Raw genomic sequence first — 22,361 nt, 5'->3', positions numbered from 1 at the left:
CCGAACAGGGAGGTGAGCGATGGCGGAGGCTTCCGCGCCCGAGAAGGCATTCCCGGTCTCCTGGGAGGAGCTGCACCGGACCGGCAAGGCGTTGGCCTGGCGCCTGGTCGATGCCGGTCCCTTCGAGGGCATCGTGGCGATCACCCGCGGCGGCCTGGTGCCGGCGGCGATCGTCGCGCGCGAGCTGGCGATCCGCGTCGTCGACACCGTCTGCGTGACCACCTACGGCACCAGCGGCGACGACAAGACGCGCGGCGACCTGAAGATCGTGAAGCCCCCGTCCATCGAGGGCGACGGCGAGGGCTGGCTGATCGTCGACGACCTGGTGGATACCGGCGTGACCGCCCGGGCGGTGCGTGCGCTGCTGCCGAAGGCGCATTTCGCCACGATCTACGCCAAGCCGGCCGGCCGGCCGCTGGTCGACACCTTCATCACCGAGGTCAGCCAGGACACCTGGATCTACTTCCCGTGGGACCTGGAGCAGCGGCCGGTCGACCCGATCGCCGCCCTGCGCCTGCCACGCTGACCGGCACCGCACCGAGCCGGTTCAGCCGACCGGCAGGTTGTCGATCAGCCGGACCGGACCGAGCCTGACCGCCGCCAGGATCCGCGCCGCCACGCCGGCGCGGGCGACCGGCGCCAGCGTGCGGGGATCCCGGACCTCCAGGTAGTCGACCGCAGAGAACCCGGCCGCCAGGAGCTTCTCGCGGCCCCAGGCGATCTCGGCCGCCGGTTCGCTGGCGCCGTCGGCGAGCCGCGCCGCCATCCGGCTGAGCGTGCGGTGCAGGACCGGCGCCACCGCCCGGTCGGCGGCCGACAGGTGCACGTTGCGCGACGACATCGCCAGCCCGTCGGCCTCGCGCACGGTCGGCACCGGCACCACCTGCACCCCCAGGTCCAGGTCGACCGCCATGCGCGCGACCACCAGCAGCTGCTGGTAATCCTTCTCGCCGAAATACGCCCGGTGCGGACGGACCAGGGCGAACAGCTTGGCGACCACCGTGGCAACCCCGTCGAAGAAGCCGGGACGGTGCAGCCCCTCCAGCGGCTCGCCCAGCGATCCGGCCCGCACCGTGGTCTCGAAGCCGGGCGGATACACCACGTCCGGCGCCGGGACCCAGGCGAGGTCGGCGCCCTCATCGGTCAAGGCCGCCAGATCCTCGATCTCCGTCCGCGGGTAGGTCGCGAGATCCTCGTTCGGCGCGAACTGCCGCGGGTTGACGAAGATCGACACGACCACGCGGTCGGCGCCGGACCGGGCCGCGCGGATCAGGGTCCGGTGGCCTTCGTGCAGCGCGCCCATGGTCGGCACCAGCGCGACCGTCAGGCCTTCCCGCGCCCAGGCATCGACCCGTCGCCGCACCGCCTCGGGCACGCGCGCGACCTCGACTCCGAGGCCCGGAATCCCGCTGCCGATGCTCATGGGTGTCTCCGGATCCATCGATGCCCCAGGGTCCATCCGGCGGTCCGACCAGATCAGCTTCAGCTGCCCTCGGCGCTCTCCTCGAGCGCCTGGCGATCCCGCAGCGCCACCCGGCCTTGCGGCTGCAGGGAAATCAACCCGGTCGTCTTGAACTGGGTGATCGTGCGGCTGACCGTCTCGGTGGTGAGCCCCAGGTAGTCCGCGATGTCGGTGCGCCCCATGGGCAACGACACCGGGTCCGGGGGCAGGTTGCGGACCTCCTGACGGCGGCTGAGCTGCAGGAGGAAGGAGGCCAGCTTCTCGGCCGCGGTCTTGCGCCCGAGCAGCACCATCTGGTCCTGCGCCGCCGCCAGCTCGTTCGATGCCATCGCCAGAAGCCGCCGCTCGAGCTTCGGCAGCTCGGAGAACAGAGCCTCGAGCTTGCGGCGCGGAAACCGGCACAGCCGGACCGGCGTCATCGCCTCGGCCGAACAGGCATAGGTGTCGCCGGCCGTCAGTCCGAGGAAGTCGCCCGGGAACAGGAAGCCGGTCACCGCCCGCCGGCCGTCGGCCAGCAGCTTGTAGAGCCGCACCGAGCCGCCGGTCACGTTGAACACGTGCTCGGCCGGCTCGCCCTCCTCGGCGATCCCGGCGCCGGCAGGCACGTCGATCACCTTGAGAAGCTCGACCAGGCGCCGCATCTCGCCGTTGTCGAGCGGCCCGCACAGGGTCAGGTGGCGGACTTCGCAGTTTCCGCACTGCTCCGGCAGATCGACCGGACACCCCGGCGCGGCACCGAACGGTGTGCGCTCCACGACTACTCCTCCACGGCAGGGCCCGCCTGGCAGGCCCGAGAACGCGCTGAAGCTACCACCCGCGGCGGTGGCGGCCAAGTTGCGACGCGCCGCCGCAGTGGTCAGCGATCGGCCTGCGGCAGATCGATGCGGAACACCGTGCCGTCCGGCCCGGTCCGCTCCAGGGTCAGCCGACCGCCATGGGCCTGCACGATGTCACGGGCGATGGTCAGCCCGAGGCCGGTACCTTCCTTGCGGCTGCTGAACTGGAACGGCTGGAACAGCTTGCCGATGGCGTCCTCGGGAATACCCGGCCCGTCGTCGGCGATGTCGAGAACCATCCGACGGTCGCGGCGGGCGGCAGTCACCGTCACCCGGCCTGCCCCGGCCCCGGCGGCGTTGCCGATCAGGTTCGCGAGCGCCCGGAACATCTGGTCGCGGTCCACCCTGACGGTCAGGTCGCCGCCTTCGGCGAGATGGATCCGCAGGGCCCCCAGCTCGGAAGCGGGAACCCCGTGCTCGACGTCGCGCAACAGCTCGGCCACGGTCACCGGCTCGACCCTGAGCGGCGGCGTCTCCCGGGTGAAGTTCAGGGTCGTCGAGCACAGCGCCGCCGCCCGGTCGATCGCCCGCACCAGGGTCGGCGCGATGCGCTGCACCTCCGGGTCCTGGCTCATCACCAACCGGTCCGAGATCAGGGTCGCGGTCGCCAGCATGTTCCGCAGGTCGTGACTGATCTTGTTGACCGCGGTACCCAGCGCCGCCAGCCGGGTGCGCTGCCGCAGCGCGCCGCGCAGCCCCTCCTTCATGGCCGCCATCTCGCGCAGCGCCACGCCGATCTCGTCGCGCCGGCCCTCGTCCGACAGATCGCTCGAACGGTCCTCGGGCGTGCGCCGGAACGCGGTCAGGCTGCGGGTCAGGTGCTCCAGCGGCCGAACCATCAGCCAGCGCAGGCTGATGAACATCAGCGCTGCGGTGATCACCGAGATCACGATCGACAGGTTCAGGATGCGCCAGGAGTAGTCGTACATCTCACGGCGCAGCGGCAGCTCGTCCAGGGTCACCACCACCACCGCCATCGGGTCCTTCGGCGCGGTCCCGCGGATCTGCATCACCCGGTTGCGGGTCTGGAACAGCGAGTCGAAGGCGTCGAGGATCAGCGTCACCACGCCGGCCCGGTCGAGGTCGTAGCGCACGTCGGGCTCCGGCCGCAGCGGCCGCTTGAGCATCTCCATCGGCACGCCGTCGCGCACCACCTTGATCGCCCAGGCCCCGACATGGTCGAGCAGTTCGTAGGTGATCTCCTCGCTGACCATGCGGTCCGGCGCCACGTTCACCGCCATCGCCGCAAGATGCGCGGAATCCAGCTTCTCCTGCAGGTAGACCAGCCGGAACCTGGCGACCGACGGCGTGTAGATCAGCACCTCCGACAGCATCACGAAGAAGATCGTCAGCAGCAGCAGGCGGAACGACAGGGACCGGAACGAAAAGCGCATGATGGCGACCGTCAGGCGAAGCGCATGAGGAAACGGACGACGGCCCGGGTACGGTCGCCGAACAGGCGCGGGACGTACCAGCTCGACGCCGCCCGCTTCAGGACCTCGGTCCGGGTCGGGTACGGCACCACCAGCCCGGCCAGCGCCGACACCTTGAGGCGGCGTGCGATCGCCAGCGCCATGACCGAGATCGTCTCGCCCGCCGCCTCGCCGACCACCGTCGCCGACAGGATCCGGCCGTTCGGCGCCACCAGCAGCTTGGCGAACCCATCGACCGAGCGCTCCGCCTGGGCGCGGTCGTTCTCGGCATAGGGCCAGCGCAGCACGCCGTAGCGCGTGCCAGCGGCCGTCAGCTCGGCCTCGGTCGGGCCGACCTGCGCCAGCTCGGGGGCGGTATAGGTGACCCGCGGCACGCCGCCCTGCCCGGCCTTGGCCGGCAGCCGGAACAGCGCGTTCCGGATCACCACGCCGGCATGGGCGCCGGCGACATGGGTGAATTGCGGGCCGCCGGCGGCGTCGCCGACTGCGAACACCCGCCGGTTGCTGGTTCGCAGTCGGGCGTCGAGCACCAGCCGGCCGCGGTCGTCGACGTCGATCCCGGCGCGCGCCAGCTCCATCCCGTCGAATGCCACCCGGCGACCGGCGGCGACCAGCAGGTGGCTGCCGGCTATCTCGGCCCCGCCGTCCGGCCCGTCGACGGTCAGCGCGACGCCGCCGTCGTCGGTCCGGGCGGCGGCCCGCGCCGACACGCCCTCGAAAACCCGCACGCCGTCGCGAGCCAGCGACAGCCGGACCGCATCCGCCGCCTCCGGGTCCTCGGCGCCGAGCAGACCGGCGGCCTCGACCAGCGTCACCCGGCAGCCGAGCCGGGCATGCGCCTGCGCCAGCTCGCAACCGATCGCGCCGCCGCCGAGCACCAGCAGATGCTCTGGCGTCGCATCCAGCTCGAAGATCGATTCGTTGGTCAGGTACGGCACCTCGGCGAGGCCGGGGACCGGCGGCAGGAACGGCGTCGAGCCGGTGGCGATCACCATGAAGCGGGCCCGGACCGTCACGCCGCCGCCCTCGACCTCGCGCGGTCCGGTGAACCGGGCATGGGCCCTGATCACCCGCACGCCGAAACCCTCGTAGCGCTCGACCGAGTCGACCGGGGCGATCGCCGCCACCACGCCACGCACATGGTCCCGGACCCGGTGCCAGTCGACCGGCGACAGCGACATGTCGAGGCCGAAGCGCGCGGCACCGCGGACGGTGTGCGCGGCATGCGCCGCCGCCAGCAGGGCCTTGGACGGCACGCAACCGACATTCAGGCAGTCGCCGCCCATGACGCCGCGCTCGAACAGCGCGACCGAGGCACCCATCTGCGACGCCCCGGCGGCCACGGACAGGCCGCCGGCACCGGCTCCGATCACGCAGAGATCGACGTCGATGGTTTCAGTCATGCGCGATCCGACGGGTTTCCCGGGCGCTCATCCTGCCCGTTGATACAGGGAAAGATGCCGGCGATCCAGGAACGTTACCCGGCGGACTACCGGCCACGGAGCCGCTTGTAGGCGACCGGTACCAGGGCCAGTACCGACAGTCCGGCGATCGGGATCAGCACCGACGGCTCCAGGAAGATCTCCAGCCCCGGGATCCGGCCGGCATCGATGATCGTCTCCAGGCCGTTGCCGACCGACACGAACACGAAGGTTCCGGGGATGATGCCGACCAGGGTGCCGACCAGGTAGGTCCGCACCGACACCCCCAGCAGCGCCGGAACGATGTTGACCAGCCAGAACGGAAACAACGGCACCAGCCGCAACACCAGCAGGTAGGACAGGGCGTTCTCGCGGAAGCCCCGCTCGAGCCGCTTGGCGAACGGGCCGGCGCGTCGCCGCAGGGTGTCGCCGATCGCGCTGCGGGCCGCCAGGAACACCGCCAGCGCCCCGGCGGTCGCCGCCAGCACGGTGATCACCGTGCCCTCCAGCAGCCCGAACACCATGCCGCCGCCGACGGTCAGCACCAGCCCGACCGGCAGCGAGAAGGCGATGGCCAGGAAATACGCCGCCGCATAGGTGCCGCGCGACAGCACCGGATGATCGGCGACCCAGGACTCCAGGGTCTCGCAGTTGCGGGCCAGTCCGTCGAGCGAGACGTAGCGGCCCAGGTCGAACACGAAGAACGCCGCGAACCCCGCGACCAGCACGGCCGCCATGCCCCAGCGCCGAAGACCGCTGCGGCCGCCGCCCTGGTCTGCCCCATCATCCATCGGCGCCCGGTGATCCTGTTCCTGCTGGCTCGACATCATCGAAACCTATGCACACGCAGGAATGCCGCCAGTCAATATAGCGTGACCGTTCGTGAACGGATGGTCGCGGCGGCCGGCATTGGCCCGACGCCACCCTGGAATATGGCCCTATCGATCGGGCCAAGTGGCGCCGATAGTGACGCAACCTACAGGACGACAGGAGGGCGCCATGCCCGACGGACATGCAGCCGTGACCCGCGACAGCGTCTGCCCGCTGGATTGCCCCGACACCTGCAGCCTGGCGGTCACGGTCGAGGACGACCGGGTGGTCGCGGTCCGCGGCTCCGAAGCCAATCCGCTGACCGAGAGCGTGGTCTGCAACAAGGTGGCGCGCTACTACCCGGACTTCGTGCACGGCGAGACCCGGCTGCGCCACCCGCTGCTGCGGGTCGGCACCCGCGGCGACGGCCGGTTCGAGCGGATCTCCTGGGACGAGGCGATCGACCGGGTGCATGACGGCATCGCCGCCGCGATCGCCCGCTTCGGGCCCGAGAGCGTGGTGCCGTTCAACTACGCCGGCCCGCACGGCATGCTCGCCGTCGGCTCGATGGACATGCGGTTCTTCCACAGGCTGGGCGCCAGCAAGCTGGACCGCCCGCCGATGTGCGGCGGCGTGAAGACCGAGGCCTGTGTCAGCGTCTACGGCAACATGCCCGGCACGCCGCCCGAGCAGGGCGCCGAGGCCGAGCTGATCGTGGTCTGGGGCAATAACGTCACGGTCTCCAACCTGCACTTCATCCGCACCATCAACCGCGCCAAGGCCAGGGGCGCGAAACTGGTGGTGATCGATCCCAAGCGCGTGAAGGTGGCCGAGCGCGCCGACCTGCATATCGCGCCGCGACCCGGCACCGATGCGGTCCTGGCGCTGGCGCTGGCGGCCGAGCTGGAACGGCTCGACGCCATCGACCGCGGCTTCGTCGAACGCTGGACGGTCGGCGCCGACGAGCTGCTGACCGAGGCCCGCGGCTGGACCGTCGAGCGGGCCGCCGAGGAGTGCGGCGTCCCGGCCGAGCAGATCCGCACCCTGGCGCGCTGGTACGCCGACGCCCGCCCGGCGCTGATCGCCGTCGGCAACGGGCTGGAGCGCAACCGCAACGGCGGCAACGGCATCCGCGCGATCGTCGCGTTGCCGGCGCTGGCCGGCAAATGGGGCGTGGTCGGCGGCGGCGCCGTGGTCCGTGCCGGCGCCGCCGTGCCGAAGACCATGGCCAGGCTGCAGCGTCCCGACCTGGCGCCCGAGGGCACCCGCACCGTCAACATCATGGACGTGCCGAGGATGATCCTGGCCCCCGGCGCGGCCACGCCGATCGGCGCGCTGTTCGTCTACAACCACAACCCGGTCGCCACCCATCCCGAGCAGCGGCTGGTGCGCGAGGCGCTGTCGCGGCCCGACCTGTTCGTGGTCGGCTGCGAGGTGCAGATGACCGACAGCATGGCCTATGCCGACGTGATCCTGCCGGCCTGCACCCATTTCGAGCACGCCGACCTGTTCCCGGCCTACGGCCAGACCTACGTGCAGCGCGCCGACGCGGTGATCCCGCCGGTCGGCGAGGCGTTGCCGAACACCGAGATCTTCCGCCGGCTGGCCGCCCGTTTCGGCTTCGACGAGCCGTGCTTCAGGGCGACCGACGCCGAGCTGATGGACGACGCCATCGACGGCGCCGACCCGCGGCTCGGCGGGATCCGGCCGAGCGAACTGCCGCTCGCCTCGGCGCGCAACATGACCGCGCCCGACGGCCGGTCGCCGATCGTGCCGTTCGCCACGGTGTTCCCGACCACCCCGAGCGGCAAGGCCGAGCTGGCGTCGGAACTGACCGAGGCGAAGCGCGGCTTCCGTATCCCGGTCTACCGCCCGCTGAAGAGCGACTGGCCGCTGGCGCTGATCACCCCGTCCTCGGCCGACCGGACCAACGCCACCTTCGGCGGCCACGAGGCGTCCGCCGGCATGCCGCCGCTGGAAATCCATCCCGACGACGCGGCCGCCCGCGGCATCGTCGATGGCGCCGCGGTCAGGGTCTGGAACGAGCGCGGCGAAACCCGGCTGCTGGCGGCGGTCACCGACGCCGTCCGGCCCGGCGTGATCTACTCGCCGAAGGGCACCTGGGCCCGCACCAGCCCGACCGGCGACACCGTCAACGTGCTGATGGTCAATGACAAGGCCGACCTGTGCGAGGGCGCCTGCTACAACGACACCAGGGTCGAGGTGGCGCCGGCCTGAGCGCCGGCCGGCGTCAGCCGAACAATCGGGAGATCGTGGCGATGCCGGCGACGATCGCGCCCGTGTAGAGCACCATCTGCACCTTGGCGTTGGCGATGCTCGATTCGAGCCTCGCGGCCGTCGTATCGAGCTTCGCCTCGAGCGTTCCTATCTGCCGCGAGACCTCGGCGGTCTCGGTATGCATCGCCGCCTTCAACTCCACGAAATCGAGCTTGGTCGCCGCGGTGTCGTCAACGACCTCGGCGACCACGCCGACCACGGCACGGGCCTGCTCCTCGCTGAAGCCAGACTGCGTCAGGCTCTCAATGGCTCGAAGCGTGTTCATCGCAGTCATCCTGTCTTCCCCCGTGAAGTGTAGGCCGGCTCAGCGATTCCCGCCACGCCCGCTGCCGCCGGTCGGTCGCAGCGGAACGACGGTCGCGTCGCCGGCCGGCCAACGGGCGATGCCGGCGAGCACCAGGGTGACCCGCCCGTCGAACCCGCCATAGGGCAGGAACAGGCCGACCAGCGCCTCGGCCCGCATCCAGATCAGCCCGGGCACCGCCGGCCGCCGCACCCGGGCGAAGCCGGTGCCGAGCCAGGCCAGCGGATGCCCGTCCGGACAGCGCTCGGGTACCAGGCCGACCGGCTCCATCGGCAGCAGCGCCCGCGCCGCAGCACCGGCGAACTCGATCTCGAACTCGTCGGTCTCCTCGTCGCGGTAGGCCAGCAACAGATTCGGAATCATCTCGGCCATGTCGGCCAGGAACAGCTCATGCGCGTCCGGCAGGACCGCCCCGGCCCGCTGATCCTGCCAGACCGCCACCAGTCGCTCCAGCCAGCCCGCCGTCTCCGGCAGGTCACCGCAAGCCGTACCGCCGTCGTCCATCGCCGCCTCCATCACGCGTCCTCCCGGCCACCCGTCACCCCCGGGCTATGGACGGGGCAGGGCCGGGATCGCGCCGGCGGGGAGGATTCGGCGGCATGGCCGAAAACGAGGGTTTGCAGTCATTGCGGCCAACGCCCGGCCGGACCAGGATGGTTCCGCCATGACACACGACCCCGTCTCCGCCGCCTCGCCCGCGCCCGCCGGCACGATCCGCCGGGTCGCCGTGATCGCGGTCGACGCCTTCGAACTGCTGGACGTCGCCGGCCCGCTGGCGCTGTTCGCCTCCGCCACCTTCGACGGCCGCCACGACGGCACCCACGCCTACGACTGCCGGCTGGTCGGCCTGCGCCCGGGTCCGGTCCGGCCCAGCGTCGGCCCGTCGCTGAACGCCGACGCCGGCATCGCCGACGTCGAGCCGGACGCCTTCGACACGGTCCTGGTGGCCGGCGGCGTCGGTGCCCGCCGGCCGCTCTCGGACCCGGCCGTGCTCGACTGGCTGCGGCGCGCCGCCGGCCGCGTCCGCCGCCTCGGTTCGGTCTGCACCGGTGCCTTCCTGCTGGCCGAGGCCGGAGTGCTTAACGGCCGCCGGGCCACCACGCACTGGCGGCACGCCGAGGATCTGGCGGCGGCGTTTCCAGGGGTCCGGATCGAACCCGACCGCATCTATGTCCATGACGGCAACATCTGGACCGCGGCCGGGGTCACGTCCGGCATGGACATGGCACTGGCGATGATCGCCGAGGACCTGGGCCGGCGCCCGGCGCTCGAGCTGGCGCGCTCCAAGGTCATGTACATGCACCGGCCCGGCGGGCAGAGCCAGTTCAGCGCCGAGCTGGCGCTGCAGACCGCCGACGAGCCGCGGCTGGCGCGGCTGCAGGGCTGGGTGTTCGAGAACCTGTCCTCGCCGCTGACCGTCGAGGAACTGGCCGAACGCGCCGCCATGAGCCCGCGCAACTTCAACCGGGTGTTCACCCGGGCGGTCGGCCTCAGCCCGGCCCGCTTCGTCGAGCGCGCCCGCGTCGACGCCGCCCGCCGCCGGCTGGAGGCCGGCACCGCTTCGATCGAGGCGATCGCCTACGACACCGGCTTCGGCAACCCCGAGCGCATGCGCCGCAGCTTCCTGCGCCAGCTCGGGATCGCGCCGGCCGACTACCGCCAACGCTTCGGCTCACCCACCAGAGCGGATCACGGTCAGATGCAGCCATCTGACCGTGTGAATCCGCTCTGATTCACGACACAAACAGGCAGATCCCGATCGCGGACGATCGTGATCTGCCGGGGGAGATCGCGGGATGAAGATCGGATTCCTGATGTTCGACGGCCTCGAGGAGCTCGACATGGTCGGCCCCTGGGAGGTCTTCACGATGGCCGCCAAGATCCGGCCCGAGCTCGGCATCGAGTGCGTCACGGTCGCGCACGACAGCGGGACGGTGCGCTGTGCCAAGGGCTTGCGCGTGCTCGCCGACCATGGTTTCGCCGATGCCCCGGCCCTCGACATACTCGTGGTGCCGGGCGGCCAGGGCACCCGCCGCGAAGTCGACAACCCGGCGCTGCTCGGCTGGATCGAGGCGGTGGCACCCGGTTGCACCTGGGTGACGTCGGTGTGCACCGGCTCGATGCTGCTGGCGGCCGCCGGCCCGGCGCGCGGCAGGCGGATCACCACCCACTGGGCGGCGGTCGAGCTGGTCCGCAGCCGCGGCGAGGCCGGCGAGGTGCTGGACGACGTCCGCTATGTCCGCGACGGCAACGTGGTGACCTCGGCCGGGGTGTCCGCCGGGATCGACATGGCCCTGTGGCTGGTCGGCGAGATCTGGGAACCGGCCTTCGCCCGCAGGGTGCAGCGCCAGATGCAGTATGATCCGGCACCGCCCTATGCGGGCGACGTGTGAAACTCGAGGCCGATGACCGATACGAGCATCTCGCTGCAGTCCGAGATCGCCTGTCCCGAATGCGGGCACAGGGCGGTCGAGACCATGCCGACCGACGCCTGCCAGTGGTTCTACGACTGCAAAGGCTGCGGGGCGCTGCTGCGGCCGAAGCCCGGCGACTGCTGCGTGTTCTGTTCCTACGGGACGGTCGCCTGCCCGCCGGTGCAGGCCTCCGGCCGCTGCTGCGGCTGAGCTACTCCGGCACCGGCTCGTCGAGCGCCGCCCGCAGCGCCGCCCGGTCGACATCCAGCCCGGTGAACAGCCGGAACGCGTGCACGCCCTGCCAGAAGAACAGCTCGTAGCCGGAGATCACCTCGGCGCCGCGGCGCCCGGCCTCGATCGTGAATTCGGTGTCGCGCGGGGTGTAGACCGCGTCGAACACCCAGCGCGGACGGCCCATGGCGGCTTCCGGCACCGGGTTGCCGGGGTACCGGTACATGCCGATCGGCGTGGCGTTGGCGATCCCGCCGGCACCGTCCAGCGCCTCGTCGACGGACGCACAGGCCCGCACCGGCACATCAGCGGTCGTCAGGTCGGCGGCCAGCCGGGCGGCGCGCCCGGCATCGATATCGTAGACCCGGATCTCGGTGGCACCCAGCTCGCCGAGCCCCACGGCGATCGGCCGTCCGACCCCGCCGGCGCCGATCAGGGCGACGGTGCCCGGGCGGCCGTCGCCCATCTGCGCCCGGTAGGCGGCGACGAAGCCGCTGTGGTCGGTGTTGTGGCCGGCGGCCGGGACGCCGTCGCGGAACAGCACGGTGTTGATCGCCCCGATCCGCCGCACCCGCGGGTCCTGGATCGGCACGATCCGGGCGGCCCGTTCCTTGTAGGGATGGGTGACGTTGACCCCGGCGAGGCCGTCGCGGCCGCGGGCCGACAGCGTCTCCTCGAAGGTCGTGTCGGTCCGGCCGTCCAGGTCGAACCGGGTGTAGCTGACCGTGCGGCCGACGATCTGGCCCGCGAACTCGTGCAGGCGCGGCGCCGACGACCGGCCGATGCCGTCGCCGATCAGGCCGAGGCGGAACTCCACGCTGTCAGGCATAGGGCTCTCCGAACGAATGTCCCGGCTCAGCCATAGCACGCCTCGGACCGCGGCTCATGCCTCTGTGAGGGTCAGCAGGATGTCCGAGTACCACGTGCAGTTCAGGCCGAGCGCCTCGTCCTGGACCAGATCCCGGGTGCCGAGGTCGAGGCGTGACGAATGAACCCCGAGCAGCATCCAGGGCAGGTCGCCGCATTCCTCGCCGGCACCATGAATGCGCGTCACCACCAGCGCCCCGCTGGTGCCGCGGTGAGTGCGGGCGTCGGTCAGGAAATATCCCTGCCCCTGAAACCGCAGGCCGAACGCCGAGGCGAGTGACGCCTGCCGGGCCACCGGCATGTGGTGCAGGGTGTCGTGGAATCCCAGCGGGAAGCCGATCACCAGCAGCGTGGTGTCGATCTCGACCCGCTCGCCCGAACCGGGCAGATGCGCCGGCGTGAAGGCCCGGTAGACGGTGCTCTCAGGCAGGGCGCCACGCTCGATCCGGATCACCCCGACATCGACCGCCCCGGCGCCGTCGACCGCGTCCCGCCAGACACTCTTGCCGCCGCGGTACAGCGGGATCGAGAAGCCGGTGGATTCGGCGAGGTTGTCCGGGTCGGTGTGCAACTCGATCTCGAGCCGGTCGGGGAAGTGCTTGCTCGGTTCGTCGGCCAGCACATGCCGGCTGGTCACCAGGTACAGCCGATCGTCGCGCTCGAAGAAGAAGCCGCTCGCCGAGGTCAGGCTGATCTGCCCGTCGAAGGTCAGGACGCGGGCCGCCGTGAGCAGCAGCGGGTCGACGGTCGGCGCGCTCATGTCGCGCGGGACCGGACCGGCGGGCGCCGGTCACTCATCGCGCTTGACCGACCGGATGACGTAGCCGCCCGAGCGGTCGTCCATGTCCATGTCCAGCAGGCCTCGCTCCTCGGCTTCCTCCAGCAGGTCGCTGAACGACCGGAAGCCGTAGGCGGTCTCGCTGAACCCCGGCCGGCGGCGCTTCAGGGTCTGCTTGACCGCCGAGCCCCACACCCGGTCGGCCCCTTCGGCCAGCATCGCCGCGGCGGTCTCCAGGACCTGGTCGATGGCTTCCGCATAGCCGTCCACGGCCTTGGAATCGGGGACCTTGGGCTCGGATGCCTTGGCGTCCGCGGTCTTGGCGGATCCGGCCTTGGCCGGAGACTCGGGCGCCGGCGCCTTGGCGGCGGCCGCGGTCTTCGGCGCTTCCTTGGGCTTGGCCGGGCGCTTGCCGACGCCCCGCTTGGCAACGTCGCCGGGCACCAGGTCGTCGTAGAAGATGAACTCGTCGCAGTTGTTCATCAGCAGGTCGGACGTGCTGTTCCGCACCCCGACGCCGATCACCGTCTTGGCGTTCTCGCGCAGCTTGCTGACCAGCGGCGAGAAGTCGGAATCGCCGCTGATGATCACGAAGCTGTCGATATGTTCCTTGGTGTAGCAGAGGTCGAGGGCGTCCACGACCATGCGGATGTCGGCGGAGTTCTTGCCGGACTGCCGGGTGTGCGGGATCTCGATCAGCTCGAACGCCGCCTCGTGCATGCTGGACTTGAACTCCTTGTAGCGCTCCCAGTCGCAATAGGCCTTCTTGACCACGATGCTGCCCTTCAGCAGCAGCCGCTCGAGCACCAGCCGCATGTCGAACTTCGGGATCTTGGCGTCGCGGACCCCCAGCGCCACGTTCTCGAAGTCGCAGAACACCGCCAGCTTGTAGTCCGTGTCATGGATCGTCATGGGAGTCCTCCTGCCGGACGCATCGTCCAGCCTGCACCACCGGCTCGCGGAATGACATAGCCCGGTTTCGAGGCCGGTTCCGGGCCGCCGGTTCAGCCCTCGACGGCGCCCATTTCCAGGAACTTGTCGCGGCGCTCGGCCCGGAGCTGGCCGCCGTCGCGTTTCGCCAGGTCGTCCAGCGCGTCGCCCATGGCCTTGGCCAGGCTGTCCAGCGCCTTGCCCGGCTCCCGATGGGCGCCGCCCAGCGGCTCGGGAACGATCCCGTCGATCACGCCCAGGCGCTCCAGGTCCTGGGCGGTCATCTTCAGGGCCTCGGCGGCGTCCTTGGCGAACTCGGCGGACCGCCACAGGATCGACGCGCAGCCTTCCGGCGAGATCACCGAATACACCGCGTGCTCGAACATCAGGACCCGGTTGCCGGCGGCCAGCGCCACCGCGCCGCCGGAGCCGCCCTCGCCGATGATCGCCGCCACCAGCGGCACCCGCACCGCCAGGCAGGTCTCGATCGACCGGGCGATCGCCTCGGCCTGTCCGCGCGCCTCGGCGTCGACCCCGGGATAGGCGCCGGCGGTATCGACGAAGGTCAGGATCGGCAGGCCGAATCGGTCCGCCATCTGCATCAGCCGCCGGGCCTTGCGGTAGCCCTCGGGCCGCGCCATGCCGAAGTTCCGGCGCACCCGCTGCTCGGTGGTCGCGCCCTTCTCTGTCCCGATGACCACGACCGAGCGCCCCCGGAACCGGCCCAGGCCGCCCACGATGGCAGCATCGTCGGCATAGCCGCGGTCGCCGGCCAGCGGCTGGAAGTCCTCGATCAGATGCGCGATCGCGTCGACCGCATGCGGCCGGTCGGGATGCCGGGCGACCTGCACCTTCTGCCAGGCCGTGAGCCGCTGGTAGGTGGACCGCAACTGCCGCTCGACCTTGGCCTGCAGCTTGCCGACCTCGTCGGCGATATTGATCTCGCCACTGCCGGAAAGGTGCTTCAGTTCCTCGATCTTGCCCTCAAGGTCGGCGATCGGCTTCTCGAAATCGAGAAAATGACGCATGCGTTCGAAACCTCGTCGAAAAATCGGCGGCACCATACCGGCGGCGCCCACGCCCTACAAGTCGGGCTCCGCGGGCTCCCCGGACCGCCCGGATCAGGCCCGCGCCAGCGGGTGGTGGGCCTCGACCAGAGCGCGCAGGCGCTCGGCCAGGACATGGGTGTAGATCTGCGTGGTCGATATGTCGGCGTGCCCCAGCATCTGCTGGACGCTGCGCAGGTCGGCGCCATGGTCCAGGAGATGTGTGGCGAAGGCGTGGCGCAGCACGTGCGGCGATACCTTCGCGGGATCGAGGCCGGCCAGGACCGCGGTCTCGTCGAGCAGTTGCGCCAGCCGCCGTCGCGTCAGGTGGCCAGCCCCGGAACGGGACGGAAACAGGTGCGGCGAGGTCTCGCCGGCAGCCAGGAACGCGCCCCGAACGCCCTTGTACGCGACGATCGCCGCCATCGCCGCCTCGGTCAACGGCACCATCCGCTCCTTGCCGCCCTTGCCGCGCACGATCAGCACCCGCGGGTCACGGGCCACCGCCGCGAACGGCAGCCCGACCAGTTCCGACACCCGCAGGCCGGTGGCGTACAGCACCTCCAGCAGGCAGACGAGCCTGAGACCGTCGGGCCCGGGGCGTTCGCGCGCGGTCTCCAGGAGTGCGTCGACCTCGCCCTCGGACAGGATCTTCGGCAGCGGCCGGCCGCGGCGCGGCGCATCCAGGGTCGCGGTCGGATCGTCGCCGCGCCGGCCCTCGGCAAACAGGAACCGGAAGTACTGGCGCAGCGCCGACAGCCGGCGGGCCGCCGTGCGGGGCGCCACCCCGGCCGCCTCCAGGGCCGCCAGATAGCCGCGCAGGTCGTCGGTCCCGGCGGCCTCCAATTGGCGCCGGCGGCCGGCCAGCCAGGCCTCGGCATCGCTCAGGTCGCGGCCATAGGCCTCGAGCGTGTTGCGGGCCGCCCCGCGTTCGGCCGCCATCATCTCGAGAAAGCTCTCGACCGCCGTCGACCGGTCGCGCAACGCTGCCCGCCGCGCCATCTCAGCGTATCCGTAGCGGGTCAGAGGCCATAGGCGACTGCGGCCTCGCCGGCCAGCCGGCGGGCGTCGTCCTCCAGCCCGAGCCGGCGCAGCGCCCGGACCACCCCGGCGACCGCCGTCGGATCGAGATCGTGGAGCGGCACCTCCCCGAAGCCGGCCGTGGCGAGCGCCACGGTCTCCGCGAGCCGCCCGGCCTCGGCACCGGCCGCGACGCCGTTGCGGAACGCCGCGGTGGGCGCCTCGTAAAGGATGGTCGACGGCGCCGCCGCGAGGCCGCGCCAGGCGTCCACGCCGATCGGCGCTCCCAGCGCGTCGAGCAGCGTCAGTGCGGCCCCGCCGAGATTGGAGGCGTCCTCCGGACTGGCGTCGCGCAGGTCGTCCCACCAGGCCGCGACAGACGCCTCCCGGTACGGCACCAGCAGGTCGCCACCGCCGATCCGGGCCATCACCCAGAGCCGGCGGAGCGCGGTGCGGGCCTCCGGGCTGCCCGCCTCGACGCGGGTCCGAAGCCACTCCAGCCAAGGCCGGGCGGCCGCCGGCTCGCCGGCCGCGACGAGGATACGGATCGCCTCCGGAGCCAGCGGCTCGGCGGCGGGATCGATGGTCAGACGCCGGATCAGCGGTGCGAACAGCCGCGCCGTCTGCCGCCAGGACGAGCCGTCCTCCGACAGTTCCAGCGCGGTCCGGATGACCCGGGCACGTTGGCCGGAATCACCGTTCATCTCGGCGGTGCGCCACAGCAGCCCCCGGGCATACGCGGTCTGGTCGGCCTCGGCCACACGCAGGGCGCCGTCGACCGGCCCGGCCTCGACCGCGATCTCGGCATACAGTTCGATCAGCGCCTGGGCGCTGACGGCACCGGCCCGCTCGGCCCGCTCGGCGGCGGCCAGCCGGGCGGCGAACGGCGGATCGCCGATGCCGCGGGACAGCGCCACCAGGACCGGCAGCGACTCGATCATCGCGACGTCCGGGTCGATCGGCATCTTCGCGATCCGCGCCGCCGCCAGGTGCAGCGGCTCGGCCCCGGCCAGCCGGTTCGGGCCACCGGCCCGGCCGGCGACCGCCGCCTGTACGGCTTCCTGCAGCAGCGGATCCTGCTCGCCGATCTCGCCGAGCAGGCGCGTCCCCAACTCGGCCTTCGCGGCATCGCCGCGCGCCAGGTCGCAGAGCACGCCGAGCTTGACCCAGAAGCGGTCGTCGGCGCGGCTCGCGACCGCGTCGCGATGGCCGCAGGCCGTGGCGTCCTCGCCGAGCGCCAGGGCCGCCTCGGCGAACGATCTCGCCAGCGCCGGGTCGTCAGTCCGGCCGGGCACCGACCCGGCCAGGACCAGCAGTTCGTCGAGCGCCCCCATGGCCAGCAGCCGCTCGGCGCGGGCCGCCAGCATCGCACCTTCCCCCGGCAGGTCGGCCGGGGCCGGCCCCGAGGACAGCAGCATGCGGCGCTGCAGGCCGCGCATGCCCTGGCTGTCCGGGGCGGCCGGCAGCAACGCCAGCAACCGCAGTGCGATCGGGCCCGGCGTGCCCTGCCAGAGGTCGCTGCGCAGGCCGCCGCTGGCGGGTGTCAGGGTCCCGGCGGCATCGGCGGTCACCCGCTTCAGGCCCTCGATGCGGATGGCACCGTCGGCGGTGGTCCGCGGCGGCGGCGGCGTCGCGACGTCAAGCGACGGCGCGGCGAACGGCTGCGGAGCCGCCGGTGTCGGCGCGGATCCGTCGCCCGGCGCCGCCGGAGCGAGCGGTGTCGGCGGCCCCAGCAGGATCGGCCCGCGCGTCTGCGCCGCCGCCGGAGGCGCCCCGGCGGTGGCCAGGAAGACGACGGCTGTCAGTACGGCCCCCCGGACGACGGATCCGAGAGCGTTGCGCCTGCCGGTCGCGGCGGCGGGCCGCCGGCCGCTACTTCGGCAGGCGGTCATTCGGGATCACCTTCTGAACCGGCGCGGTCGGCGGGGGAATATCCCAGGTCATCAGGAACGCCGCCCCGCCCCCGAGGAGCAGGACCAGCAGTACCAGCAGAACGGCGACGAAACGCATGACCGCAGGCCTCGATCCGGTGAACGCTTCCATGCGGCGGGCTGCAGGCGCCGCCGGCCGGCCGAGCCCGGTCTGGCGACCGCCGCGAGGCGTGTGGTACCGTCGGACTATGGCACGACTTCGGCACTGTACCGACCCGAGGAATCCGACGCAACGCAGGGCCCGAACCCGGCGCGGCCGGGGAGCCCCCGCATGACCGTCGCCAGCGAAGCGCGTGTCGAGGCGTCCGAATCGGACCACCCGCCGATCGTGCCCGGTCAGAATGTACCCTTGTTGCCGCGGACCCTGGTGCTGGTCGGCCTGATGGGGGCCGGCAAGAGCAGCATCGGTCGCCGCCTGGCCCAGCGCCTCGGCGTCGATTTCCTGGATGCCGACGCCGAGATCGAGTCGGCCGCCGGCCGCAGCATCCCCGAGATCTTCCAGGAACTGGGCGAGCCGGCGTTCCGGGACGGCGAGCGCCGCGTGATCCGGCGGCTGCTGGAGGACCGCACGCCGCACGTGCTGGCGACCGGCGGCGGCGCGTTCATGGCGCCCGACACCCGCGCCGCGATCAAGGACAAGGGCCTGTCGCTGTGGCTGAAGGCCGATCTGGACACGCTGTTCGAGCGGGTTTCCCGCCGCTCCAACCGCCCGCTGCTGAAGACCGCCGACCCGAAAGAGACCCTGCGCGGTCTGATGACGGTCCGCTATCCGGTCTATGCCGAAGCCGACATCGTGGTCGAAACCCGACGCGTGCCCATTGAGACCACCGTCGAGAAGGTCTATCAGGCTGTGGTCTCGCATCTGAACCAATGAAGGCCCGAACCAGTGCAGGTCTGGCCCTTGAGGACCTCCGCGCCATGAGCGCCGCCACCGACGTCCCAGCCATCGAGACCGTCCAGGTCGAGCTTGCCGAGCGCGGCTACGCCATCCGGGTCGGCGCCGGCCTGATCGAGCGCGCCGGCACCGAACTCGCCGACCTGCTCTCCGGCCGCAAGGCCGTGGTGGTCGCCGACCAGACCGTGGCGACGCTGCACCTGCCGACGCTGGTCCGCAGCCTCGAGGGCACCGCCTCTGCGGTCCACGCCCTGACCGTGCCGGCCGGCGAGTCCGCCAAGTCGATGGCCGGCCTCACCGACCTGCTCGACCGCATCCTGGCGATCGGCATCGACCGCCGCACCGTGGTAGTGGCGCTCGGCGGCGGGGTGACCGGCGACCTGGCCGGCTTCGCCGCCGCGGTCGCATTGCGCGGCCTCGATTTCGTCCAGATCCCGACCACCCTGCTGGCCCAGGTCGACAGCTCGGTCGGCGGCAAGACCGGCGTCAACACCCGGCACGGCAAGAACCTGGTCGGCGCCTTCCACCAGCCGCGCCGGGTGCTGATCGACACCGCCGTGCTGAACACCCTGCCGCGCCGCGAGCTGCTCGCCGGCTATGCCGAGGTGGTGAAATACGGCGCGATAGGCGACATCGACTTCTTCGAGTGGCTGGAGGCGAACGGCCGCCGTCTCCTGGACGGCGACGACGACGCCCGACGGTATGCGATCGTGGCGTCGTGCCGGGCCAAGGCCGCCGTGGTCGCCGCCGACGAGCGCGAGACCGCCGGCGGCCGGCGCGCGCTGCTGAACTTCGGCCACACCTTCGGCCACGCCCTGGAGGCCATGGCCGGCTACGACGGCACGCTGCTGCACGGCGAAGCGGTGGCCGCGGGGATGGTGCTGGCGGCCCGGATGTCGGCGCGCCTCGGCCCGTGCACCGGCCAGGACGCCGAGCGGCTGGCCGCGCATCTGGCAGCGGTCGGCCTGCCGGCCGAGCTCGATCAGGTCGACGCGGCCCGGCACTGGTCCGCCGACGAGCTACTCGGCCACATGACGAAGGACAAGAAGGCCCTCGACGGCCGCATCGTGTTCGTGCTGCTCGACCGGCTCGGTCATGCGGTGGTGCGCGACGACGTCGAGCGCGCGGCGGTCCGCACCCTGCTGGACCGGCCGAAAGCGGCCTGAACGAGACGCGACAGACCCAGCCAGATGGACACCTCGCTCGCCCTCACCGTCGGTGTGATCTTCCTGCTGCTGCTGCTGTCGGGATTCTTCTCCGGTTCCGAGACCGCGCTGACCGCGGCCAGCCAGGCCCGGCTCTCGCAGCTCGCCCGCAAGGGCGGCAAGGGTGCGGCGACCGTGATTGCGCTCAAGGAGCGCAGCGACCGGATGATCGGCGCCATCCTGATCGGCAACAACGTCGTCAACATCTTCGCCTCGGCGCTGGCGACCAGCGCGCTGATCACGCTGTTCGGCGAGAGCGGCGTGGCCTATGCGACGATCGGCATGACGGTGGTGGTGGTGATCTTCGGCGAGGTGCTGCCCAAGACCTTCGCGATCAACCGCCCGGACCAGACCGCGATCGCGGTCGGGCCGGTGATCCAGGCCCTGGTCTGGGTCCTGACCCCGATCTCGGTGACCGTGCAGGCGATGGTGTCCGGCGTGCTGCGGCTGTGCGGCGTGTCGGTCAACGCCGGGCTCGGCCACGACGAGCGCGAGGAGGAGCTGCGCGGGCTGATCGAGATGCACGCCGACGGCGGCGAGGAGGTCGAGCACGAGCGCGCCATGCTGCGCAGCATCCTCGACCTCGCGGATGTCGAGGTCTCGGAGATCATGACGCACCGGCGCAACGTCCGGATGCTGGACGCTGGCGCCCCGCTTGCCGAGCTGCTGGAGCAGGTGCTGGACAGCCCGTTCACCCGGCTGCCGCTGTACAAGGGCGAGTCCGACAACATCGTCGGGGTGCTGCACGTCAAGGCGCTGCTGCGCGCGATCCGCGCCCACGGCGGCTCCGCGCCCGAGGACCTGCAGATCGTCGAGATCGCCAACGACCCGTGGTTCATCCCGGACGCCACCACCCTGCTCGACCAGATGCAGGCGTTCCGCGAGCGGCGCGAGCATTTCGCGCTGGTGGTCGACGAGTACGGCAGCTTCATGGGCGTGGTGACCCTCGAGGACATCCTGGAGGAGATCGTCGGCGACATCCTGGACGAGCACGACGTGGCGGTGGCCGGGGTGCGGGTGCAGGCCGACGGCTCGATCGTCGTGAACGGGACCGTGACGATCCGCGACCTCAACCGCGAGTTCGGGTGGGACCTGCCGGACGAGGAAGCGTCGACGATCGCCGGCCTGGTGCTGCACGAGGCGCGGCGGATCCCGGAAGTCGGCCAGGAGTTCATGTTCCACGGGTTCCGCTTCCGGATCCTGCGCCGCCAGCGCAACCAGATCACGCTGCTGCGGCTCACCCATCTGGACAATCAGTCGGACGCGTGAGATTCGGTGCGCCCCACCGCCGACGTTTCCCCGACGGAGCCGAACCATGCCCCTGAGCCCTCCCGTCGAGCGCGAGCTCGTCCACGACCGTACCGTCGTCTGCCGGGGCTGGCGCCGCACCGACGGCCATTGGGATATCGAGGGCCATCTGGTCGACACCAAGACCTACGGCTTCCCGAACGAGTACAAGGGCTTCATCCAGCCCGGCCAGGCCATCCACGACATGTGGCTGCGGCTGACCATCGACCGCGACCTGACGGTGGTCGGGGTCGAGGCGGTCACCGACAGCGGGCCGTTCCCGATCTGCCCGGACATCGCCCCCAACTTCCAGCGCCTCGTCGGGCTGTCGATCGCCGGCGGCTGGCGCCGGGCGGTGCGCGAGCGGCTCGGCGGCGTCGAGGGCTGCACCCATCTGGTCGAACTGCTCGGCCCGATGGCCACCACCGCCTACCAGACGATCTTCGGGGAGCGCTCGCGCGAGCGTCGCGAGGCCGAGGCCCGCGGCGAGGCGCCGGTCCGCGAGGACGGCGAGCGCAAGCCGCCCCTGCTCAACTCCTGCCACGCATTCGGGGAATCCAGCCCGGTCGTCGCCAAGCTATGGCCGCGATGGTTCCGCCCGGCAGACGACGTCGAGGCCGCCAAGGCCCGCACGAGCGGATAGCGCCGGCGCCGGCCCGCGGGGTCGAACCGCGGCGTCAGTCCTCGCCGGTCACCGCCAGGTTGCGGTCCGCCACCGGCCGCAGCGCCGTCACGCGGTCGATCGGCTTCCCGACCACCGAATCCAGCACGATCCGAGCCAGCGAACCGTTGCCGTTCGGCCCGAGGCCCTGCCCCTCGTAGCTCCGGACCAACTGCCGGTAGTAGCTGATGATGAACACCCGGGTGGCCGAGGTGAGGCCGACGTCGCGCCGGCGCTGATCGATCTCCGCGCACAGCCGGTTGATCGACATCCCTTCGAGCTTGGCGATGGTCTCGATCGCGTCCCACATCTGCGGTTCGAGCCGCATGCTCGTGCGGCGACCGCCGACGGTCACGTTTCGGCTCTCGAGAATCGAGGATTTATCTTCCGATGGAGTGGGCCCCTCGGGCCGGACACGATCAGGCGGCGTCTTTGACCGGCGGCCGGGCGTGCTGCTTCTCATACTGTTCAGGGCTGAGGTAGCCAAGCGATGAGTGAAGGCGCCTGGCGTTGTATTTCTCGATGAAGGCCG

At 71.5% G+C, this 22,361-nt stretch carries 25 protein-coding genes; 9 read left to right on the top strand and 16 right to left on the bottom strand.

What is annotated here, in order from left to right; all coding sequences use genetic code 11:
• Positions 1-19 precede the first annotated feature (19 nt).
• Positions 20-526: a xanthine phosphoribosyltransferase gene (gene gpt / locus RIC31_RS12135; protein WP_350107339.1), complete on the top strand. Its 507-nt coding sequence runs from the start codon at positions 20-22 to the stop codon at positions 524-526.
• A 21-nt stretch (positions 527-547) separates the two neighbouring features.
• Here the strand turns inward: gpt and panC are convergent, their stop codons facing one another.
• The 5 genes from panC to RIC31_RS12110 form a co-directional block, all read right to left on the bottom strand.
• Positions 548-1,423, bottom strand: a complete 876-nt coding sequence (gene panC, locus RIC31_RS12130; RefSeq protein WP_350107337.1) for a pantoate--beta-alanine ligase — start codon at positions 1,421-1,423, stop codon at positions 548-550.
• Positions 1,424-1,482: 59 nt separating this feature from the next.
• Complete coding sequence (locus tag RIC31_RS12125) at positions 1,483-2,217, bottom strand: helix-turn-helix domain-containing protein (protein WP_350107334.1); 735 nt, start codon at positions 2,215-2,217, stop codon at positions 1,483-1,485.
• A gap of 101 nt (positions 2,218-2,318) precedes the next feature.
• A complete protein-coding gene (locus tag RIC31_RS12120; RefSeq protein WP_350107331.1) occupies positions 2,319-3,692 on the bottom strand; it encodes a sensor histidine kinase in 1,374 nt (457 codons plus the stop codon).
• 11 nt (positions 3,693-3,703) lie between these two features.
• Positions 3,704-5,134 (bottom strand): dihydrolipoyl dehydrogenase family protein, encoded by a 1,431-nt coding sequence (locus RIC31_RS12115; protein WP_350107328.1) that lies wholly within the window; start codon positions 5,132-5,134, stop codon positions 3,704-3,706.
• Positions 5,135-5,220: 86 nt separating this feature from the next.
• The gene (locus RIC31_RS12110) at positions 5,221-5,943 is read right to left on the bottom strand and encodes a TVP38/TMEM64 family protein (RefSeq protein ID WP_350107325.1); all 723 of its coding nucleotides are present in this window, start codon (positions 5,941-5,943) and stop codon (positions 5,221-5,223) included.
• Positions 5,944-6,151: 208 nt separating this feature from the next.
• On the opposite strand from RIC31_RS12110, the gene RIC31_RS12105 reads away from it, so the two are divergent.
• A complete protein-coding gene (locus RIC31_RS12105; protein ID WP_350107322.1) occupies positions 6,152-8,200 on the top strand; it encodes a molybdopterin-containing oxidoreductase family protein in 2,049 nt (682 codons plus the stop codon).
• Positions 8,201-8,213: 13 nt separating this feature from the next.
• On the opposite strand, the gene RIC31_RS12100 is transcribed toward RIC31_RS12105, so the two are convergent.
• Together RIC31_RS12100 and RIC31_RS12095 are read right to left on the bottom strand one after the other, a co-directional pair.
• A complete protein-coding gene (locus tag RIC31_RS12100) occupies positions 8,214-8,534 on the bottom strand; it encodes a hypothetical protein (RefSeq protein WP_350107319.1) in 321 nt (106 codons plus the stop codon).
• 30 nt (positions 8,535-8,564) lie between these two features.
• A complete protein-coding gene (locus RIC31_RS12095) occupies positions 8,565-9,080 on the bottom strand; it encodes a hypothetical protein (RefSeq protein WP_350107316.1) in 516 nt (171 codons plus the stop codon).
• 148 nt (positions 9,081-9,228) lie between these two features.
• Here RIC31_RS12095 and RIC31_RS12090 point away from each other — a divergent pair, with 148 nt between their 5' ends.
• From RIC31_RS12090 to RIC31_RS12080, 3 genes are all read left to right on the top strand, one after another.
• On the top strand, positions 9,229-10,296 hold the full coding sequence (locus RIC31_RS12090) for a GlxA family transcriptional regulator (RefSeq protein ID WP_350107313.1): 1,068 nt from the start codon (positions 9,229-9,231) through the stop codon (positions 10,294-10,296).
• A gap of 64 nt (positions 10,297-10,360) precedes the next feature.
• The gene (locus RIC31_RS12085; RefSeq protein WP_350107310.1) at positions 10,361-10,957 is read left to right on the top strand and encodes a DJ-1/PfpI family protein; all 597 of its coding nucleotides are present in this window, start codon (positions 10,361-10,363) and stop codon (positions 10,955-10,957) included.
• Between the two features lie 12 nt (positions 10,958-10,969).
• Positions 10,970-11,188, top strand: a complete 219-nt coding sequence (locus tag RIC31_RS12080; RefSeq protein ID WP_350107307.1) for a GDCCVxC domain-containing (seleno)protein — start codon at positions 10,970-10,972, stop codon at positions 11,186-11,188.
• A gap of 1 nt (position 11,189) precedes the next feature.
• On the opposite strand, the gene RIC31_RS12075 is transcribed toward RIC31_RS12080, so the two are convergent.
• The 7 genes from RIC31_RS12075 to RIC31_RS12045 form a co-directional block, all read right to left on the bottom strand.
• Entirely contained in the window at positions 11,190-12,038 is an 849-nt protein-coding gene (locus RIC31_RS12075; protein WP_350107304.1) for a shikimate dehydrogenase family protein, read from the bottom strand.
• A gap of 54 nt (positions 12,039-12,092) precedes the next feature.
• The gene (locus RIC31_RS12070; protein ID WP_350107301.1) at positions 12,093-12,836 is read right to left on the bottom strand and encodes a trypsin-like peptidase domain-containing protein; all 744 of its coding nucleotides are present in this window, start codon (positions 12,834-12,836) and stop codon (positions 12,093-12,095) included.
• A gap of 30 nt (positions 12,837-12,866) precedes the next feature.
• Positions 12,867-13,766: an NYN domain-containing protein gene (locus tag RIC31_RS12065; protein ID WP_350107298.1), complete on the bottom strand. Its 900-nt coding sequence runs from the start codon at positions 13,764-13,766 to the stop codon at positions 12,867-12,869.
• Positions 13,767-13,858: 92 nt separating this feature from the next.
• Positions 13,859-14,812, bottom strand: coding sequence for an acetyl-CoA carboxylase carboxyltransferase subunit alpha (locus tag RIC31_RS12060; RefSeq protein WP_350107295.1), 954 nt, complete (start codon positions 14,810-14,812; stop codon positions 13,859-13,861).
• 93 nt (positions 14,813-14,905) lie between these two features.
• Positions 14,906-15,832, bottom strand: coding sequence for a site-specific tyrosine recombinase XerD (xerD, locus tag RIC31_RS12055; protein ID WP_350107292.1), 927 nt, complete (start codon positions 15,830-15,832; stop codon positions 14,906-14,908).
• 20 nt (positions 15,833-15,852) lie between these two features.
• Positions 15,853-17,742 (bottom strand): hypothetical protein, encoded by a 1,890-nt coding sequence (locus RIC31_RS12050; protein ID WP_350107289.1) that lies wholly within the window; start codon positions 17,740-17,742, stop codon positions 15,853-15,855.
• Positions 17,723-17,893 (bottom strand): hypothetical protein, encoded by a 171-nt coding sequence (locus tag RIC31_RS12045; protein ID WP_350107286.1) that lies wholly within the window; start codon positions 17,891-17,893, stop codon positions 17,723-17,725. Before RIC31_RS12045 ends, RIC31_RS12050 begins: the two co-directional genes overlap by 20 nt.
• 159 nt (positions 17,894-18,052) lie before the next feature.
• Here RIC31_RS12045 and RIC31_RS12040 point away from each other — a divergent pair, with 159 nt between their 5' ends.
• The 4 genes from RIC31_RS12040 to RIC31_RS12025 are packed head-to-tail and all read left to right on the top strand — an operon-like array spanning position 18,053 to position 21,811.
• Positions 18,053-18,655, top strand: coding sequence for a shikimate kinase (locus RIC31_RS12040; protein ID WP_350107283.1), 603 nt, complete (start codon positions 18,053-18,055; stop codon positions 18,653-18,655).
• 44 nt (positions 18,656-18,699) lie between these two features.
• On the top strand, positions 18,700-19,842 hold the full coding sequence (gene aroB, locus RIC31_RS12035) for a 3-dehydroquinate synthase (protein WP_350107280.1): 1,143 nt from the start codon (positions 18,700-18,702) through the stop codon (positions 19,840-19,842).
• Between the two features lie 24 nt (positions 19,843-19,866).
• On the top strand, positions 19,867-21,150 hold the full coding sequence (locus RIC31_RS12030; protein ID WP_350107277.1) for an HlyC/CorC family transporter: 1,284 nt from the start codon (positions 19,867-19,869) through the stop codon (positions 21,148-21,150).
• A 46-nt stretch (positions 21,151-21,196) separates the two neighbouring features.
• Positions 21,197-21,811 carry a DUF2889 domain-containing protein gene (locus RIC31_RS12025; protein WP_350107274.1) on the top strand — a complete coding sequence of 205 codons (615 nt, stop codon included), beginning with the start codon at positions 21,197-21,199 and terminating at the stop codon, positions 21,809-21,811.
• Between the two features lie 34 nt (positions 21,812-21,845).
• On the opposite strand, the gene RIC31_RS12020 is transcribed toward RIC31_RS12025, so the two are convergent.
• Positions 21,846-22,292, bottom strand: coding sequence for a ribbon-helix-helix domain-containing protein (locus RIC31_RS12020; protein ID WP_350107271.1), 447 nt, complete (start codon positions 22,290-22,292; stop codon positions 21,846-21,848).
• Entirely contained in the window at positions 22,249-22,353 is a 105-nt protein-coding gene (locus RIC31_RS12015) for an IS3 family transposase (protein WP_350107397.1), read from the bottom strand. The genes RIC31_RS12020 and RIC31_RS12015 overlap by 44 nt, the downstream gene beginning before the upstream one ends.
• Between the last annotated feature and the right edge of the window lie 8 nt (positions 22,354-22,361).

The organism is Thalassobaculum sp. (genome assembly GCF_040219615.1).
GTDB lineage: Bacteria > Pseudomonadota > Alphaproteobacteria > Thalassobaculales > Thalassobaculaceae > Thalassobaculum_A.
The sequence above is the reverse complement of the archived record's forward strand: the minus strand, read 5'-3'. Positions and strand labels throughout refer to the sequence as shown.